Source organism: Streptomyces sp. Ag109_O5-1, from assembly GCF_003814875.1.
GTDB lineage: Bacteria > Actinomycetota > Actinomycetes > Streptomycetales > Streptomycetaceae > Streptomyces > Streptomyces sasae.
Window position 1 is genome coordinate 2501844 of sequence record NZ_RKQF01000001.1, and the last position, 14738, is coordinate 2516581.

General features: G+C 71.1%; 13 protein-coding genes. 7 read left to right on the top strand and 6 right to left on the bottom strand.

The genetic code is table 11. The features are described from left to right. Positions 1 to 34: 34 nt before the first annotated feature. Positions 35 to 1378: an allantoinase AllB gene (gene allB, locus EDD90_RS11155; protein ID WP_123972861.1), complete on the bottom strand. Its 1344-nt coding sequence runs from the start codon at positions 1376 to 1378 to the stop codon at positions 35 to 37. A 284-nt stretch (positions 1379 to 1662) separates the two neighbouring features. Here allB and EDD90_RS11160 point away from each other — a divergent pair, with 284 nt between their 5' ends. Further along, the gene (locus tag EDD90_RS11160) at positions 1663 to 2454 is read left to right on the top strand and encodes an IclR family transcriptional regulator (RefSeq protein WP_123972862.1); all 792 of its coding nucleotides are present in this window, start codon (positions 1663 to 1665) and stop codon (positions 2452 to 2454) included. A gap of 119 nt (positions 2455 to 2573) precedes the next feature. Here EDD90_RS11160 and EDD90_RS11165 read toward each other — a convergent pair whose 3' ends face one another. Beyond that, entirely contained in the window at positions 2574 to 2858 is a 285-nt protein-coding gene (locus EDD90_RS11165) for a DUF5955 family protein (RefSeq protein WP_260327802.1), read from the bottom strand. A 182-nt stretch (positions 2859 to 3040) separates the two neighbouring features. On the opposite strand from EDD90_RS11165, the gene EDD90_RS11170 reads away from it, so the two are divergent. Both EDD90_RS11170 and aceB read left to right on the top strand, forming a co-directional pair. Next, the gene (locus EDD90_RS11170; RefSeq protein WP_123972864.1) at positions 3041 to 3640 is read left to right on the top strand and encodes an NTP transferase domain-containing protein; all 600 of its coding nucleotides are present in this window, start codon (positions 3041 to 3043) and stop codon (positions 3638 to 3640) included. Positions 3641 to 3835: 195 nt separating this feature from the next. Then, the gene (gene aceB, locus EDD90_RS11175) at positions 3836 to 5458 is read left to right on the top strand and encodes a malate synthase A (protein WP_123972865.1); all 1623 of its coding nucleotides are present in this window, start codon (positions 3836 to 3838) and stop codon (positions 5456 to 5458) included. 4 nt (positions 5459 to 5462) lie between these two features. On the opposite strand, the gene EDD90_RS11180 is transcribed toward aceB, so the two are convergent. The 3 genes from EDD90_RS11180 to EDD90_RS11190 all read right to left on the bottom strand — a co-directional run bounded on the left by EDD90_RS11180 (position 5463) and on the right by EDD90_RS11190 (position 8823). Beyond that, the gene (locus tag EDD90_RS11180; RefSeq protein ID WP_123972866.1) at positions 5463 to 5747 is read right to left on the bottom strand and encodes a SelT/SelW/SelH family protein; all 285 of its coding nucleotides are present in this window, start codon (positions 5745 to 5747) and stop codon (positions 5463 to 5465) included. Beyond that, entirely contained in the window at positions 5744 to 6649 is a 906-nt protein-coding gene (locus tag EDD90_RS11185; RefSeq protein ID WP_123972867.1) for a HipA family kinase, read from the bottom strand. The genes EDD90_RS11180 and EDD90_RS11185 overlap by 4 nt, the downstream gene beginning before the upstream one ends. A 665-nt stretch (positions 6650 to 7314) precedes the next feature. Then, positions 7315 to 8823, bottom strand: a complete 1509-nt coding sequence (locus EDD90_RS11190; RefSeq protein WP_123972868.1) for an IucA/IucC family siderophore biosynthesis protein — start codon at positions 8821 to 8823, stop codon at positions 7315 to 7317. Positions 8824 to 8917: 94 nt separating this feature from the next. On the opposite strand from EDD90_RS11190, the gene EDD90_RS11195 reads away from it, so the two are divergent. The 3 genes from EDD90_RS11195 (at position 8918) to EDD90_RS11205 (ending at position 12612) form a co-directional block, all read left to right on the top strand. Then, on the top strand, positions 8918 to 10423 hold the full coding sequence (locus tag EDD90_RS11195; RefSeq protein ID WP_123972869.1) for an IucA/IucC family protein: 1506 nt from the start codon (positions 8918 to 8920) through the stop codon (positions 10421 to 10423). A gap of 102 nt (positions 10424 to 10525) precedes the next feature. Continuing rightward, on the top strand, positions 10526 to 11791 hold the full coding sequence (locus EDD90_RS11200) for a VWA domain-containing protein (RefSeq protein ID WP_123972870.1): 1266 nt from the start codon (positions 10526 to 10528) through the stop codon (positions 11789 to 11791). Beyond that, on the top strand, positions 11791 to 12612 hold the full coding sequence (locus EDD90_RS11205; protein ID WP_123972871.1) for a hypothetical protein: 822 nt from the start codon (positions 11791 to 11793) through the stop codon (positions 12610 to 12612). The genes EDD90_RS11200 and EDD90_RS11205 overlap by 1 nt, the downstream gene beginning before the upstream one ends. 95 nt (positions 12613 to 12707) lie before the next feature. Here the strand turns inward: EDD90_RS11205 and EDD90_RS11210 are convergent, their stop codons facing one another. Then, on the bottom strand, positions 12708 to 13334 hold the full coding sequence (locus EDD90_RS11210; protein WP_123972872.1) for a winged helix-turn-helix transcriptional regulator: 627 nt from the start codon (positions 13332 to 13334) through the stop codon (positions 12708 to 12710). Between the two features lie 81 nt (positions 13335 to 13415). On the opposite strand from EDD90_RS11210, the gene EDD90_RS11215 reads away from it, so the two are divergent. Then, entirely contained in the window at positions 13416 to 14624 is a 1209-nt protein-coding gene (locus EDD90_RS11215; RefSeq protein ID WP_123972873.1) for a pyridoxal phosphate-dependent aminotransferase, read from the top strand. Positions 14625 to 14738 lie beyond the last annotated feature (114 nt).

Here is a 14738-nt window from a genome sequence, read left to right on the forward strand (position 1 = left end):
GGTCGGCCACTGCGGGTGCGGGAGAAATGGGAGGTCAGGGGGTGGTGCGGGCGAGCAGGCGGCCCTTCGGGGGCGTGAACTCGCCGTCGGCGACGATGCGTTCGCCGCGCAGCCAGGTCGACTTCACGACGCCGTACAGGGTCTTGCCCGCATACGCGGTGACACGGTTGCGGTGCTGGAGGCCGGCCGGGTCCACGGTGAAGGTCTCGTCGGGCGCGAGGACGGCGAAGTCGGCGTCCCGGCCCACCGCGATGGCGCCCTTGCTGCCGTCGAGCCCGACGAGCGCGGCGGTGCGGGCGGACATCCAGCGGACCACGTCCTCAAGACCGTGGCCTCGCTTACGGGCTTCCGTCCACACGGCGGCGAGGCTGAGCTGGAGGCCGGAGATACCGCCCCACGCGGTCGCGAAGTCGGCGGTCTTGAGGTCGGCCGTGGAGGGCGAGTGGTCGGTGACGACGCAGTCGACGGTGCCGTCGGCCAGCGCCTGCCAGAGCAGGTCCTGGTTGGCCGCCTCGCGGATGGGCGGGCAGCACTTGAACTCGCTGGCGCCGTCCGGGACCTCCTCGGCGGTGAGGGTGAGGTAGTGCGGGCAGGTCTCGACGGTGAGCCGGACGCCGTCCCGCTTGGCCTCGGCGATCAGGGGCAGCGCGTCGGACGAGGACAGGTGCAGGACGTGCACGCGCGCGTGGAGGCGTTTCGCCTGGGCGATCAGCTGGGCGATCGCTGTGTCCTCGGCATCGCGCGGGCGGGAAGCGAGGAAGTCGGCGTACTTCGGGCCGCCCTGCTGCGGGGCCGCCTCCAGGTGGTGCGGGTCCTCGGCGTGCACGATCAGCAGTCCGTCGAAGGAGGCGATCTCCGCCAGGGACCGGGCGAGCCGCTCCTGGTCGAGGTGCGGGAACTCGTCCACGCCGGACGGCGACAGGAAGGCCTTGAAGCCGAAGACACCGGCCTCGTGCAGCGGGCGCAGGTCCTTGACGTTGTCCGGGAGCGCGCCGCCCCAGAAGCCGACGTCGATGTGCGCCTTGTCGGCCGCGACCTCCTGTTTGACCCGGAGGTTGTCGACGGTCGTGGTCGGCGGGAGGGAGTTCAGCGGCATGTCGACGAGGGTGGTGATGCCGCCGGCCGCGGCCGCGCGCGTGGCGGTCCAGAAGCCCTCCCACTCGGTACGGCCCGGGTCGTTCACATGGACGTGGGTGTCGACCAGGCCGGGCAGCAGCACGTGGTCGCCGAGGTCCTCCAGGCGGGCGCCCGTCGGGACCGGGGTGTCGTACGGCAGTACGGCCGTGATCGTCCCGGCGGACACGGCGACCGAGGCGGCCCGTGTCCCCTCCGGGGTGATGACGCGCGTCGAGCGCAGCACCAGTTCAGCGTCGGACACCCGGACCCCTCTCTCTGCCGCCGTTTTACTTCCGGGAAACGGGATTTACACCCATGTAACGGAATTCAACGTTCTGTTGAAGGAGTCTTCACTCCCACCCCCGCGCCGTCAAGGGCACACTGCCCATCGGGGCCCCATGGGCGCCTACTCTGGACGTTTCCACAAAGCGGAATTATAATTCCGACAAGCAGAACGTAGCTACGCACGAGCGGGGAGTCAACCGACCGCCGGGTAGGCTGCTGCCCTCCTGCCCGCCGCGAGAGCAGTCCCGAAAGGAACGCGCCGTGCCGACGTCCAGCGCCAGCACCACCGACTCCGCCAAGTCCAGCAGCGGCGGGGTCCAGTCCCTCGAGCGCGCCTTCGATCTGCTGGAGCGGATGGCGGACGCGGGCGGCGAGGTCGGCCTCAGCGAGCTGTCCGCGAGCAGCGGGCTGCCGTTGCCGACGATCCACCGGCTGATGCGCACGCTCGTCGCCTGCGGCTATGTACGCCAGCAGCCCAACCGGCGGTATGCGCTCGGGCCCCGCCTGATCCGGCTCGGCGAGTCGGCGTCCCGGCTGCTGGGCACATGGGCGCGTCCGTACCTCGCACGGCTGGTCGAGGAGACCGGGGAGACGGCGAACATGGCGCTGCTCGACGGGGACGAGATCGTGTACGTGGCGCAGGTGCCGTCGAAGCACTCCATGAGGATGTTCACGGAGGTGGGCCGCCGGGTGCTGCCGCACTCCACGGGCGTGGGGAAGGCGTTGCTGGCGCATGTGCCGGACGCCGAGGTGCGGGCGCTGCTGGGGCGGACCGGGATGCCCGCGGCGACGGAGAAGACGATCACCACTCCGGAGGGTTTCCTGAACGCCCTGGAGGAGGTGCGGCGGCTGGGGTACGCCGTGGACGACAACGAGCAGGAGGTCGGGGTGCGGTGTCTTGCCGTGTCCGTGCCCGATTCGCCCACCGCGGCGGCCATTTCCATCTCCGGTCCCGCGGGGCGGGTCACGGATGCGGCGACGGAGAAGATCGTGCCGGTGCTGCAGCAGGTGGCCGTTGAGCTGTCCCAGGCGTTGGCTAGTTCTGGAGCCTAAGGGGTAGGGGCTGCTTCGCCGTTGGCGGGTGCGGGTGGGTTGTGGCTGGTCGCGCCCGCGCGGCGGAGCCGCATATCAATAACGCCTCGCGCCCCTAGGTGGGCAACCTTGACGGCGCTTCAATGCCTCGGCTCCCCGAACAGGTCCACCGCCTCGCGTACGTCCGACAGACCTCGCGACAGTGCGCTCACCGAGCCGATCGCTCCCGCGATCAGTAACAGGGACCGGCGCAGGCGCGGGATCTCCGGCATGCCGCCCGTCGCCATCGCCGCCAGGGCGGCCAGTTCGTCCTCCGCTATGGCGCGATCCGGGAACTCGGCCGGGTGTGCGGCCAGTTCACGGCGCAGCCTGGAGACCGCCGTGCGTAGCTCCGTAACCCTCGGATCGTCGTCTCTGCCGGTCACTGGCCTCTGTCCCAAGCTCCGCAACACAGCTCTCCCCCCTCGCCAGGTGTCCCTCGGCGTCGGTCGGGCGCCCGGGGACGCGGGTCAGTAAACGCCCTCCCGCGCGGAAAGCGCTACAGCGCGGACCGAAATTCAGCCCTGCGGAACCGGCCGCCCGCCCCGGTGTCGGGTATGCAGGACCCATGACGGACACACATGACCGGATCGCCGGGCTGCTGCTCGCCGCGGGGGGTGGCCGACGGCTCGGCGGGCGGCCCAAGGCGCTGCTGACGCACCAGGGGCGGCCGCTGGTGGAGTACGCGGTCGGGGTGCTGCGCGCGGGCGGCTGCGGGCCGGTCCACGTGGTTCTGGGGGCCCGTGCGGGCGAGGTGCGGGAGCGGGCCGAGCTCGGCGACTGCGTGATCGTCGAGAATCCGGACTGGGCCGAGGGCATGGGGTCCTCGCTGCGGGTGGGGCTGGAGTCGCTGGCCGGGGCGGGGGTGCCGGCCGTGCTCGTCTCGCTGGTGGATCAGCCGGGGATCGGGGATGCGGCCGTGGCACGGGTACTCGGCGCGTACCGGGACGAGGGATCACTGGTGTCGGCCGCCTACGACGGGGGGCGCGGGCATCCCGTGCTGTTCGGCGCCCGGCACTGGGCAGGGATCGCCGCCGGCGCGGTCGGGGACCAGGGCGCCCGCGGCTACCTCAAGGCCCACGAGGAGGCGATCAGGCTCGTCGAGTGCGGGGACGTGGCCGAGCCGTACGACATCGACACGGAGGCCGACCTGCACCACCTTGAGTGAACGGGATGGCACCGAGCGCCACATTGGCTCGACTCGAAGAATCTCGACATCAACAAACCATTGAACTTCCACGATGAGGAAACTAGTATCCACTGTTCAGAAGCACCCAGCCCCTTGAAACGGGCGTGCTTCGCTCTGTCCAGAACGACCGGAACGACTGGCACCCGGTGCCACCGCTGAAGGAAGTGACAGCTCATGTCCGCACCAGCGCCGTCTCCGCCGGCCATCGTCGACGCCGCGCCCCTGCCCCGGCAGGAGGAGGTCCTCACCGACGCGGCGCTCGCCTTCGTGGCCGAGCTGCACCGGCGGTTCTCACCGCGCCGTGCCGAACTCCTCGCCCGCCGTGCCGAGCGCCGCGCCGAGATCGCCCGCACCTCGTCCCTGGACTTCCTTCCGGAGACCGCCGCGATCCGCGCGGACGACTCCTGGAAGGTGGCCCCCTCCCCCGCGGCCCTGAACGACCGGCGCGTCGAGATCACCGGCCCCACCGACCGGAAGATGACGATCAACGCCCTCAACTCGGGTGCCCGGGTCTGGCTCGCGGACTTCGAGGACGCCTCCGCGCCGACCTGGGAGAACGTCGTCCTGGGGCAGCTGAACCTGATCGACGCCTACACGCGGAACATCGACTTCACCGACCCGGCGAGCGGGAAGTCGTACGCCCTGAAGGCCGACGAGGAGCTGGCGACGGTCGTCATGCGGCCGCGCGGCTGGCATCTGAACGAACGGCACATCGAGGTCGACGAAGAGCAGGTCCCCGGCGCCTTCGTCGACTTCGGGCTCTACTTCTTCCACAACGCCCAGCGGCTGCTCGACCTCGGCAAGGGGCCGTACTTCTACCTCCCGAAGACCGAGTCGCACCTCGAAGCCCGGCTCTGGAACGACGTGTTCGTCTTCGCACAGGACTACGTCGGCATCCCCCAGGGCACCGTCCGCGCCACCGTGCTGATCGAGACGATCACGGCCGCGTACGAGATGGAGGAGATCCTCTACGAACTCCGGGACCATGCCTCGGGGTTGAACGCCGGACGCTGGGACTACCTGTTCTCCATCGTGAAGAACTTCCGTGACGGCGGGCCCAGGTTCGTCCTGCCGGACCGCAACGCGGTGACGATGACGGCCCCGTTCATGCGGGCGTACACCGAACTCCTCGTCCGCACCTGCCACAAGCGTGGTGCGCACGCGATCGGCGGTATGGCGGCCTTCATCCCGTCCCGCCGGGACGCCGAGGTCAACAAGGTGGCCTTCGAGAAGGTCCGCGCCGACAAGGACCGCGAGGCGAACGACGGTTTCGACGGTTCCTGGGTCGCCCACCCCGATCTGGTCCCGATCGCCATGGAGTCCTTCGACCGGGTCCTCGGCGAGAAGCCGAACCAGAAGGACCGGCTGCGCGAGGACGTCCATGTTGAGGCCGCCGACCTGATCGCGATCGACTCACTGAAGGCGAAGCCGACCTACGCCGGTCTGGTCAACGCCGTCCAGGTGGGCATCCGTTACATCGAGGCCTGGCTGCGGGGCCTGGGCGCGGTGGCCATCTTCAACCTCATGGAGGACGCGGCCACCGCCGAGATCTCCCGCTCGCAGATCTGGCAGTGGATCAACGCGGGCGTCGAGTTCGAGAACGGCGAGAAGGCCACCCCGGAGCTGGCCCGCAAGGTCGCCGCCGAGGAACTCGCCGCCGTCCGCGCGGAGATCGGCGAGGAGGCCTTCGCGGCCGGCCACTGGCAGCAGGCCCACGACCTGCTGCTCCAGGTCTCGCTCGACGAGAACTACGCGGACTTCCTGACGCTGCCCGCGTACCAGCAGCTGCGGGGCTGAGTGCTCAGGGAGCAGGCTTGTCCGAGTGGCCCAGGGACCTTCCCGGGGCCACTCGGTCGCGTACGGCCTGCTTCACGGCCGTCGGCTCGGGGAAGCCCTGTTCGCGCCGGTCCCACACCACCTCGTCACCGACCCGTACGACGAAGACGCCGCCCTTGCCCGGCTTCAGCGCCAGCTCCGTCAGCTCGGTCTCGAAGGTGGTCAGCAGTTCCTGCGCCAGCCAGGCCGCCCGCGGCAGCCAGCGGCACTGGGTGCAGTACTCGATCTCCACGCGCCCGCTGTCGCTCATCCGAGGTGTACCGACCAATCCTGTTGAGCCGCGGGCTTGCCGTGCAGGTCGGGGACCCGCTTCAGCCAGTCCGGGCGCCCTTGCTGGGTCCTGGCCGCACGGGCGGCCTCCTCGGCCGCGAGCTGGTCGCGGCCCGGGAAGTCGGTGGGGAGCCACTGCGCGGAGGCCCGTACCCGGGCCAGCAGATAGCCGATATAGGCCTCGCGCATCTCGTCGGGTGCGCCGAAGTCGGTGAGCCAGGCGTCCGGGACCTCGGCGAGGATCTCGCGGAGCAGCTGCTCGGTCACCCTGGGGGCGAGTTCGGTGTCGGCGGCGCGGGTGTCGGGGCCGTACTGGCCGAGGGCGTGGTGGCGGAAGTCGTACGCCTTCTCGGGGACCGAGACGTCCCAGCGGTGGTGGAAGACGAGGGCGGCGCCGTGGTCGATGAGCCACAGATGCGGGGGCGCGGTGCCGAAGGTCGGCCAGACCATGAGGTTGGAGCTGTGGACCGTACGGTCGACGTTGACGGTGAGGGCGTCCAGCCAGACGATCCGGCCGGCCTCCAGCGGGTCCACCGGGAAGACCTTGGCGATCTCCGGGGTGAAGTCGGTCGCGCCGGGCAGGAAGTCCATCCCGAGGTTCACTCCGCCGCTGGCCGCGTGCAGGTCGCGCACCTCCTGGTGCGGCTCCTCCTCGGCGATCGCGGGGTCGAAGTGCACCAGGACCAGTTCGGGGAACCGCAGCCCGAGCGCCCGCGCCAGCTCCCCCACGATCACCTCGGCGACCAGCGCCTTGCGGCCCTGCGCGGAGCCGGTGAACTTGACGACGTACGTCCCGAGGTCGTCGGCCTCGACGATCCCGGGCACCGAGCCGCCGGAGCGGAGGGGCTCTATATAACGGGTGGCGTTGACCTCTCTCAGCATCCTGACCACAGCTTCCACTCTTCCGCTTGAGTGAGCATAGTAACCAAGTGTGACGGCCGACGAGGGGGGCGTGTCGACGTGCGCACCGCGGCTCTCGCCCCACCCGAATAGCCGAGAAATGAATTCAGGTCGCTTTGTGGCCGACCCGGTCGCCGTGTCCCCGCGCCGACCGGGCCTGCCGCATTTCTCATGGGTACGGATTGACTCCCTGCACCCTGTCAGTCGCCGAGGCCGCTCAAGGTTCGGCGACTCCCACTACGGATTGCTCAGTCCGTCGCGGGGGTTCTGGGCGCTGTCGTCGGTGGACGCTCCAAGTTCACCGAAGACAGTGCACTGCACGCGTCGACCGGTGTCAGAACCGCGCCGAGCGGTCGCTGCCACCGCTGCGGGAACGACCCTCGTACCGGTCACGGCTGCTGTCATATCGGTGTCCATAACGGTCCTCGTACCGGTCACGGCTGCTGTCGTAGCGGTAGCCGTCCCGACGCCGAGCCCCGGCGGCGACGAGTGCGCCTGCCGCGGCTTGTTTTCGTTGGCGTCAGCGACACTACTCCTTCATATTCGGCACTCGAAACACGTCCTGCGTGATGTATGCCATGCACGGACAAGCCGGCGCGCCGGAATATTCGAACGGCGTGAAAGCGCGCCGAAAAGAAGATCGTCATTTACTCTGCGGCCAGCGGATTCGGCAACGGCAGATAGCGTGCGTCGGCGCCGTCCGCGCCGGTCCAGCGCAGCAGCAGGTTCGTCTTGCCCGGCAGGGTCGGCGACGCCAGCAACTCGGCCACCTCCGGCAGCGGATGCCGTCCCAGCTCCCGACGTGCCGCGGGCCACGGGTCGAACCCGGCGTGCCGTTCGGCGAGGGCGGCGGCGACCTCGGTGAGGTGGTTGACGACCAGGCAGTACACCAGCCGCTCCCATCCCGCGGCCCGCTCCACGTCGGCCAGCAGCTTCACCCCTTCGGCGTCCCGGTACAGCGCCTGCACCGGCATGCCGTCCGGGCCGACGGCGACCAGGGTGTTCTGCAGATGCGCTTCGAGGACGACACCGTGGTCCGCGAAGGCCGTGAGCGCCGGGGGTACGACCGCGCGCAGATACGCCTCCCACCAGGCCTCCGGGTCCGCGGTCGCGGCCAGCGGGTCGCCGTCGTAGCCCTCCACCAGGCCGGCGGCGAGCAGCGCGGTCGCCCCCGGCAGCAGCGGCCCGCGCAGTCCGTCCCGCACGATGACCGCGAGTTCCTCGAAGGCGAAGCGGGCGGTGCGGTAGCCGCGGTCGCCGAGCCAGCCGGCCGGCCCGCCCATCGCCGCGAAGGCGGCGGTCGCGGCCGCGTCCGTACGGCGTAGTCTCCGCAGGTCATGGGCCCACAGCCGACGGATGTCGTTGGTGATCCGGACATCCAGGCTGAACTTCAGGAACAGGTCCCGCACCGGCTCGTAGACGGTGCGGATCGCCGCCGTCGGCCAGGTCGTGAACGCGCTCTCGCCCAGCCGCACCAGCCGCCCGTCCGCGAAGGCCGGGGCGAGGTCGCCGGCGACCAGGTCGAGCTGCCAGGGGTGGGCCGGCAGCAGCCGGTATCCCTGCGGTACGGCGGCCAGCGCGTCCAGCGCCGACATGTCGCCCTCCTCGGCCACCTCGTCCTCGCGCACCCCGAGCAGCACCAGCGGGAACCGGGCGTGTGCCTCGGGGGCGTACGGCAACCAGGCGGCGACCGGGCCGCCGCCGCGCGCCTTGGGGGCGGGGTGGTAGGGATGGCCGGTGATGAGCGACTGCTCCGAGCGCAGATACGGGTCGTCGGGCGCCGCCGCGCGGGCGCGTGCCGTGAGCAGCGCGGCGACCGTGTCCCGGCTGTCGATCATCTCCGCGGGCAGGTCGCCGTTGGAAAGCCCGGTGTGGCCGCGCAGTTCCTCGGCGACGAGCTTGACCAGCTCGGCGTGGCCGATGCGCTGCCAGCGCCCGGCCGCGTACACCTCGGGCGCGGCGGGCCGGCGTTCGCCGCGCACCCGCAGCAGCCGTCCGCCGCCGGGCAGCCGGTAGACCCGCAGCTCTCCGTCCGCGGCGTCCGGGAGCGGCTGGGCCACCTCCCGGAGCAGGCAGTTGAGCAGGGGCGCGGCAGCATACGCGTCGGCGCGCTCTGCGACGGCGTCGCTGGGGGGCATGAGGTCCACGCGTTCCATTCGTTCTCTGACGTCCACACAGTCCGATCACGATCAGTATGTCTCTCGTCGACGGGCATCATGAACGTCGTACCCGTCCCCGAGGAGCCCTGCCGTGCACCGTCCCTCCCCCATCGAGAACCGGATCGCCGCCGAGCTGGCCGAGGCGCGGCCGGAGCTCGTCGACCGGTACCGGGCCGAGCTGCCCGGGGCACGGGCGGCGGTGCTGACCCGGCTGTGGCGGGCGCTGGCGCACGAGCCGCTGCCGTGGGTGGCGCGCCGGGTGCGCGGGGCGCACAGCCTGGCGCTGCGGCTGGCCGACGGGCGGGCGCTGCACGGTCCGCACGCGGATCCCTACACCACGGACGCGTATGTGACCGCCGTACGGCTGGACGGGGTGCCGTACGACGATCCGGCGCTGCTGATGACGGATCTGGGGTGGCCGCACTCGGCGGGGTTCGCCGCCGAACTCGGGCACAGCGCCGCGTCGTTGGCGCTGTCGCGGGCGGACCGGGAGTTTCCCGCGAAGGAGTGGCCGGACCGGGACTGGGAGTGGGAGCAGCGGGTGGTCGACGGGCACCCCTTCCACCCCAACTGCCGTTCCCGGCCCGGCTTCTCGGCGGCGGAGCAGCTCGCGTACGGGCCGGAGCACCGGCCGGTGGTGCGACTGGAGACGGTCCCGGTCGCCGCCGGGGAGTGCCTGCTGACCGGTGACTGGCCGGACGAGCTCCGGGACGGGGAACGGCTGTTGATTCCCGTGCACCCGTGGCAGACCGCCCATGTCCTCAAGGGCGGCACGGGCGGGCCGTGGCGGGACGCGCACCCGCTGATGTCCCTGCGCACGCTGGCGCTCCCCGGCGGACCGCATGTGAAGACCGCGCTCAGCGCCCGGCTGACCTCGTCCGTGCGGGACATCTCCACGTACTCGATCGACGCGGCGATGACGTTGTCGTCCTTCGCGACGGACCTGGCGTCCCGCACGGACGGACTGCTCCACATCACCCGCACGCTGGGCGCGGCGACCGCCGGCTCCCCCGATCTGGCGGCGGTGCTGCGCGAATCGCCCGAGGCCTGTGCGGCACCGGGCGAGCGGGTCCTCCCGGTGGCGGCCCTGGCCACCACCGCCCTCCCCGAATCCCCGTCCTGGCTCGCCGACTTCACCCGGCTCGCCCTGACGGTGGGGCTGCGGCTGCTGGAGCTGGGCGTGGCCCTGGAAGCACATGGCCAGAACCTCCTCGTGGTGCTCTCCGGCACCGGCGCACCGCTTCGCCTGGTCTACCGCGACCTGGCCGACATCCGCCTCAGCCCCGCCCGCCTGGCCCGCCACGGCATCGCCGCGCCCGATCTGACGGGCCGCCTGGTCACGGACGACGAAACGACGCTGCGCCGCAAGCTGTTCGGCTCCCTGGTCGCGGGCGCGCTGGCGGGCACGGCGGGTTCGGGACCGGCTCTGGCGACGGCCCTGGAGGCGGCCGTACGGGACCTGCCCACGACCCCCGATCTGTCGGTCCTTCTCGAAGGCCCGGTGCCCGCGAAGGCGTTGACGCTGATGCGGCTGTCGCCGGAGATCCCCGGCGACCAGTGGGCGGCGCTGCCGAACCCGCTCGCCGAGCCCCGGTGACCGACGGTCTCCCGCCGCCGTCCGTTGGCTTGCCGGTCACTCCCGTTTCGGCACCCGGACCTCGTTTTGGAGCCCGGCACCTCTGATCAATAAGATCCGCCGATGATCAGAACACAACGGCTGGCGGCAGGAGTCTGCGCTCTGCTCGCCGCCCTGGCGTCCGGGATCGCGTTCCCCGGCCAAGCGGTCGCCGACGAGACCGACGACCAGGCCGCTCCCAAGGTGGAGCTCGTGCTGGACGTCAGCGGTTCCATGCGGACGGCGGACATTGACGGCGGGACGCGGATGGCCGCGGCCAAGCAGGCGTTCAACGAGGTGCTGGACGCGACACCCGAGGGGGTCCAGCTCGGCATCCGCACGCTCGGTGCCAACTACCACGGCAACGACCGCAAGGTGGGCTGCAAGGACACCGCGCAGCTCTACCCGGTCAGCACCCTGGACCGCACCGAGGCGAAGACCGCCGTCGCCACGCTCCAGCCGACCGGGTGGACCCCGATCGGCCCTGCGCTGCTGAAGGCGGCCGACGATCTCCAGGGCGGTGACGGGACCCGCCGTATCGTCCTGATCAGCGACGGCGAGGACACCTGCCAGCCGCTCGACCCGTGCGAGGTGGCCCGCGAGATCGCCGCCAAGGGCGTGGGGCTGACCATCGACACGCTCGGCCTGGTGCCGGACGCCAAGACCCGCGACCAGCTGAGCTGCATCGCGGACGCGACCGGAGGTACCTACACCTCCGTTCAGCACAAGGAGGAACTGACCGATCGTGTCGGCCAGTTGGTGCACCGTGCTGCGGACCCCGTGGTGACGCCGGTGGCGACCGAGGGCACGGACCAGTGCTCCTCGGCGCCCGCGCTCAAGTCCGGTCTGTACACCGACCGTGAGGAGTTCGGGCAGCAGCGCTGGTACAAGGTGGACGTCAACCCCGGCCAGGAGCTGCGCGCTTCGGTGAGTGTCGCCGCCGACCGGGCCGTCAACCCCGACTACGGCGTGCTGCTGCGCGCGGTGACGGCGACCGGACGCGAGATCGTACGCGGTGAGGCGTCCGGCACGGGCCGTACGGACGTCATCTCGACCGGCCTGCGGTACCCGAAGGCCGAGAGCGACGACGAGAACACCGCCGCCGAGACCGTCTGCGTCCAGGTGACCAACTCCTTCTCGGCCGCGTCCGGGGTGAAGACCAGTCCCGGTCTGCCCATCGAGCTGACGGTCGACGTGGTGGACGGGCCGTCGAAGGCGAGCGACGTCGCCTCCTTCGGTCTCGGCCGTGGCTGGTGGCTGCTCGGCGCGCTGGTGCTGACCGGCTTCCTCGCGGGTGTGTTGTGGGGCTGGCTGTCGCGCTGGCGGGTCGCGGTCTGGAGGACCAACTGATGAGAATCACGCATGTGCTGAGTGCCGCGCTGCTGGCGGTGGGTCTGGCCGCGGGTCCGGCGGCCGCCGACGACGCCTCGCCCTCGCCCAGCACCTCCGAGGACAGCGGCGCGCCCACCCAGGCGGGCACGTCCTTCCGTACGGCGACCGAGATCGACCAGGGCCAGCAGGCGACGGCCAGCGGATCGACGGGCGACTACCTGTACTGGTCGTTCCCCGCCGACGCCGGCCAGCGTCCCGACGTCAGGGCGACGGTGAAGCTGCCCGGCTCGCACGCGGCGCAGACCTGGCAGATCGACGTGTACGACGGGCTGCGGCGCCGGCAGGCCTGCCAGTACGGCGCACAGACCCGCACGGCCGCGCAGGGCGCCACGTCGGTGGAGCTGGCCTGTGTGATGCGTACGGTGCGGGCGTGGTCGGAGCCGTGGGCCGACGACCCGTTGCCGGGCACGTACTACATCCGGCTGACCGTGGTGAACCTGGGCTCGGCGGACCTCGGGCAGCCGATGAGCGCCGAGGTCCGGGTGGACTCCGAGGACATCGGCGGCTCGGCGGCGGTGGACGGTTCGCTGGCGAAGCCGCTGGTGCCGGGGATCGCGGTCAAGTCCGAGTCGGACGACAGCAGTTCCTCGTCCTCGAAGTCGGCCAAGTCGGCGGTGCTGTCCAGCATCGAGCCCGACGACGGGTGGTCCTCCGGCTGGTGGACCGACCGCTGGGTGTGGACCGGGATCGGCGGGGTACTGGCCGCGCTGGCGGGCATCGGCGGGTATGCGCTGACCCGGGGGACGGGGCGGCCGTCGCGGGTGCCGCCGGGCGCCTGACCCCGTTGCTCACCCACCCACCCGACTCGGTCACCTGAAAAGTCGAAGTCCGGGGTGGCGGCCAGTTGCCACGCCACCCCGGACTCGCCCGGCCGTCACACCTCCCGCAGCTCCTTGGCCAGGGACCCGTCCCCGGTCACCGTCACCCGCCCCGCCCGCACCACGTCCGACAGCGTCAGCTCGCCGCGGGCCAGGGCCGTACAGGTCTCCGTGTCGAGCAGCAGCCGCACGTCGGGCTCGGCGGGGGCCGGACCGTCGCCGTACACCGGGCCGTCCTCCGCGCCCACGTGGACATGGAAGTCCCCCTCCTCCAGCCGGACTTCGACCAGCCCCTCACCCTCCAGGGACCGCAGCAGCGGCAGCGCGAACCAGTGGGCGCGCACCGCGTCCGTGGGCCGGCGTTCGCCCAGTTCCGGCTCCCCCCACTTGCCCAGTGCCTGCAGCACCGGCAGCAACTCGCGCCCTCGCCCGGTGAGTTCGTAGACATACGCCGCGCCCGGCGGAGGCAGCCGCCGCCTGGTCGTGAGCCCGTCCCGCTCCATGTCCTTCAGCCGGGAGGCGAGGACGTCCGTGCTGACCCCGGGCAGATCCGCGTGCAGGTCCGTGTAGCGGCGGGGACCGGCGAGCAGTTCGCGGACGATCAGCAGGGTCCAGCGGTCGCCGACGACGTCGAGCGCGCGGGCTGCGGAACAGTACTGGTCGTAGCTTCGGCGAGGTGACATGCGACGCAGTCTAGACAAGATGTTGGACTTTCCAAGCTCCTACTTGGTAAAACCAAGCAACACGAGTTTCCGGAGGGGCGCATGGAGTTCCGGCAGTCCAACAAGCTCAGCGAGGTCTGTTACGAGATCCGCGGACCGGTGATCGAGCACGCCAACGCGCTGGAGGAGGCGGGCCACAGCGTGCTGCGCCTGAACACCGGCAACCCCGCGCTGTTCGGCTTCGAGGCGCCGGAGGAGATCCTCCAGGACATGATCCGGATGCTCCCGCAGGCGCACGGCTACACGGACTCGCGTGGCATCCTCTCCGCCCGCCGGGCCGTGGCGGGGCGCTACCAGACGCTGGGCCTGGAGGTCGGCGTCGACGACGTCTTCCTCGGCAACGGCGTCTCGGAGCTGGTCTCCATGGCCGTACAGGCGCTGGTGGAGGACGGGGACGAGATCCTGATCCCGGCCCCGGACTTCCCCCTCTGGACCGCCGTGACGACCCTCGCCGGCGGCAAGGCGGTGCACTACCTCTGCGACGAGCAGTCCGAGTGGTACCCGGACCTGGCCGACATGGAGTCGAAGATCACGGACCGCACCAAGGCCGTGGTCATCATCAACCCCAACAACCCGACCGGCGCCGTCTACCCGAAGGAGATCGTGGAGGGCATCCTCGACCTGGCCCGCCGGCACGGCCTGATGGTCTTCGCGGACGAGATCTACGACCAGATCCTGTACGACGACGCCGTCCACCACTCGACCGCCGCCCTCGCCCCCGACCTGGTCGTCCTCACCTTCTGCGGCCTGTCCAAGACCTACCGCGTGGCCGGCTTCCGCTCGGGCTGGCTGGTCGTCACCGGCCCGAAGCAGCACGCGAAGGACTACCTGGAGGGCCTCACCATGCTGGCCTCCATGCGGCTGTGCGCCAACGCGCCCGCCCAGTACGCGATCCAGGCCGCGCTCGGCGGCCGCCAGTCCATCCGCGAACTCACCGCCCCCGGCGGCCGGTTGTACGACCAGCGCACGGTGGCCTGGGAGAAGCTCAACGAGATCCCGGGCGTCTCCTGCGTCAAGCCGAAGGGCGCCCTCTACGCGTTCCCGCGCATCGACCCCAAGGTCCACCCGATCCACGACGACGAGAAGTTCGTCCTGGACCTGCTGCTGCAGGAGAAGATCCAGGTCGTCCAGGGCACCGGCTTCAACTGGCCCACCACCGACCACTTCCGGATCCTCACCCTCCCCCACGCGGAGGACCTGGAGACGGCGATCGGCCGGATCGGGCGGTTCCTGAGCGGCTATCGGCAGTAGCGGCCGGCTCCCCCGGCACGCATGCCCGGGCGTGAGGGCGCGGGCGGGGCCCGCGGGCAGGGCGGAGTTCGGGCGGGCGCCCTGGGATCACGGGACCGGGAGCGGGCCGAATGT

Excerpts from the sequence above, each read along its gene's own strand:
- EDD90_RS11170 (WP_123972864.1), top strand. The coding sequence starts at position 3,041 with ATGACGGACACACATGACCGGATCGCCGGGCTGCTGCTCGCCGCGGGG.
- EDD90_RS11200 (WP_123972870.1), top strand. The coding sequence starts at position 10,526 with ATGATCAGAACACAACGGCTGGCGGCAGGAGTCTGCGCTCTGCTCGCC.
- EDD90_RS11190 (WP_123972868.1), bottom strand. The coding sequence starts at position 8,823 with ATGGAACGCGTGGACCTCATGCCCCCCAGCGACGCCGTCGCAGAGCGC.
- EDD90_RS11180 (WP_123972866.1), bottom strand. The coding sequence starts at position 5,747 with ATGAGCGACAGCGGGCGCGTGGAGATCGAGTACTGCACCCAGTGCCGC.
- aceB (WP_123972865.1), top strand. The coding sequence starts at position 3,836 with ATGTCCGCACCAGCGCCGTCTCCGCCGGCCATCGTCGACGCCGCGCCC.
- EDD90_RS11210 (WP_123972872.1), bottom strand. The coding sequence starts at position 13,334 with ATGTCACCTCGCCGAAGCTACGACCAGTACTGTTCCGCAGCCCGCGCG.
- EDD90_RS11185 (WP_123972867.1), bottom strand. The coding sequence starts at position 6,649 with ATGCTGAGAGAGGTCAACGCCACCCGTTATATAGAGCCCCTCCGCTCC.
- EDD90_RS11205 (WP_123972871.1), top strand. The coding sequence starts at position 11,791 with ATGAGAATCACGCATGTGCTGAGTGCCGCGCTGCTGGCGGTGGGTCTG.
- EDD90_RS11215 (WP_123972873.1), top strand. The coding sequence starts at position 13,416 with ATGGAGTTCCGGCAGTCCAACAAGCTCAGCGAGGTCTGTTACGAGATC.